This is a genomic window from Methanoregula sp. (assembly GCF_049690535.1).
Lineage (GTDB): Archaea > Halobacteriota > Methanomicrobia > Methanomicrobiales > Methanospirillaceae > Methanoregula.
The window spans coordinates 1-2,356 of the sequence record NZ_JBAVMX010000136.1 but is presented as its reverse complement, the minus strand read 5'-3'; the positions used below and the strand labels follow the sequence as shown (position 1 = coordinate 2,356).

The following is a 2,356-nucleotide window of genomic DNA, read 5'->3' as shown; positions in this document are numbered from 1 at the left end:
GTTCTCCGATAATCCTGTCCAGCACCGCGTTGTCCTGTTCGGTTTTTGTTGCCATTATACTCAAGTCCTACATCCCGTTGGCGTGCCGGGATATTTTAAAGTATTTTCACAGGATGTGCTCTCGATCCAGTTGAAGCGGCCGGCTCCCGGAACAAACTACCGCAGGGCCCGGGCAGAGGATCGATGAGGCATACTGCAAACTGGTCGGGTCATCAATGCGGTCGTGATAATACCTGGTCAGTTATAGTACGCGGTATGTGAGATTTTCACCGAGATCTATCAAGAAAATCATCAGATTGTATTACAGACTAAAAAAATATAACAAGAATTAGATAAAAAAATAAATCTTCACGGGATTGGGCTTCCCAGATCCTGGCTGTCCGGCACCATCGTTGTTGACTGGCTGGTGCTGTTGTAAGGATCGATTGCGGCATCAGCAGCGACTGTGTTTGCATCAGTTGCAGCGTCGTCACTGGCACTGACCGCCTGTGTTCCCTGATCAGATACCGATGCCGCTGAAACGGTGGTCGTCTGGGTGACCTGCGGAGATGCTCCCGTACCGGTCGCCGGTATGTTTGATGATGAAGTGCAACCAGCAGCAAAGATTGTTGCGATCAACAGGATTGCACAGATTCCCATGGCAATGGTAACATGTTTCATAGTTTTTTCCCTCCCTGTATCCTATCCGCTGAAAACATGTTTCAGCTGGTATTGCCCCCCGTCGCGGCAGTTCTCGCGTTATAGCGGACTTGTGCCTGGCGGAACGAAGCGTTCCTTGTTGTGTTCCCTGCATTCTCCTCTTTTCTGGTGGTAATGGCAGCCTGGCGGTAACCCTGGACGGTTGTTCTGAACTGTTGATATAACGCTGTGAGCTGGGAATCTACCGTATTTAACACCTGTTGATCATGATTATCAAACGCGGCTTTGAGCGGAGCGCGTTCAGCCACAATCTGGGTGAGAATTGCCTGTGCTTGGGTGACATCTATCCCTCTCGCAGTCAGGTTGGTGAGCTGGTCCTGGAGGTTTGTCGTGCGGTTATCGAACTCGGCAAGACGGGTCGTCTCCCGTGCCTGCCACATGTCGCCACTTATAGCCTCCCAGAACTGTTTACCGAATGTGCCAAGCTGGTCGTTTACGCTGCTGAGCGCATTTTCGTCCCGGGCATCAAGGGCAGACTTCAGGGAAGGCTGTAAGCCGCTGATCTGGGTTTCGATACCCTGTGCCTGCGAAACATCAATGTTTTTTGCGGTCAGGTTGGAAAGCGCCCCATTGCGGATTGCGTCGTTGTGAGTGAATTCATCAAGACGCGAGGTCTCGCGTGCAGTCCACCAGGCAGTATCGAGATTGTCAATTGTTGCCTGATCTGCGGTGACAGATGCGTTCACACTTGTATGAAGTGCAGATTCACTGCCGTTGTACGTCTTCAGGTCGTTTGAAGCGTCGGTATGAAATGTTGCAACCTCTCCTTTCATCTGGGAAAGGGCGGCTTCGATCGCATCGCTGGTCGTCATGGACCCAACAGAAGTTGCAGTCGCAGTGAACTGCTGCTCTGCCCCGGTGAGATCGCCAGTACCGGCAGATCCGCTGATCGTACCGACATAGCTGATCGCGCCGTTCATCATTGCCTGGTAATCTTCACCCACATAAGCGACATATGCCTTCATGGCAGTAATGTGCTCCGGGTTGTCGTTCCATGACTGACCGGAATTCGCAGCACTTACAGCAGATACGCAGAGCACAATCATGCAGAGTATGATAGTTCCGATAAGAATGGTTCCTTGGTTTTTCATGTTATCCCTCCTTTCAGGTGGTTGCACGTGAGTATTCATTCCATCGAATGCATATTTTCACGGATATGGATTTGATGCCAAAATGGATAGTGCCCGGTGCTGGCTCGCCGAACCAGGACATTTCCCAATTGGAAAAATTTCTTTACATTTTGTTAGATATAAATTTATTGCATTTTGTCGTCATTTTTGCCTTTGAAAGCACACCCTGCATTTCCCCATATGGGCTGAAGGTGCTTTTGCCCCCGACGACAAACGACCGTTATAGTCACCACGTTTCTCCATCCGGGTGCTATTACTCCTCTTCTCCATGTCCATCCTCCCACATTTTGAGGATATCAAAATCACGTTTCCGTGTCGCCCTGCTTTGTGCCTGTGACCGGGAGAGCATCCTCTCCTGGACAAAATCATATTCGCACAGGATCCTGGAATTTTTGAGCAGTGTCGCCCGGATCGGGTGGTGCCGGTACGTGACCTGTTCCTGATTCCGGAAATACCATTTTATTCTCTGGAACGTGAACCAGTCAAGTTTCATGGCGAGCGTTGCGTGGAACCTGAATGCATCGGCA

3 protein-coding genes and 1 pseudogene are annotated in these 2,356 nt (G+C 50.3%); 1 reads left to right on the top strand and 3 read right to left on the bottom strand.

Features of this window, described 5'->3' with window-relative positions:
* The coding region (locus tag WCE46_RS10860; RefSeq protein WP_424733741.1) for a hypothetical protein at positions 1-187 on the top strand (187 nt) is incomplete at its 5' end.
* Positions 188-348: 161 nt separating this feature from the next.
* On the opposite strand, the gene WCE46_RS10855 is transcribed toward WCE46_RS10860, so the two are convergent.
* The 3 genes and pseudogenes from WCE46_RS10855 to WCE46_RS10845 form a co-directional block, all read right to left on the bottom strand.
* Positions 349-660 carry a hypothetical protein gene (locus tag WCE46_RS10855; protein WP_424733740.1) on the bottom strand — a complete coding sequence of 104 codons (312 nt, stop codon included), beginning with the start codon at positions 658-660 and terminating at the stop codon, positions 349-351.
* 41 nt (positions 661-701) lie between these two features.
* Positions 702-1,790 (bottom strand): hypothetical protein, encoded by a 1,089-nt coding sequence (locus WCE46_RS10850; protein WP_424733739.1) that lies wholly within the window; start codon positions 1,788-1,790, stop codon positions 702-704.
* Positions 1,791-2,082: 292 nt separating this feature from the next.
* A pseudogene (locus WCE46_RS10845) lies at positions 2,083-2,356 on the bottom strand (2'-5' RNA ligase family protein); the annotation flags it as partial.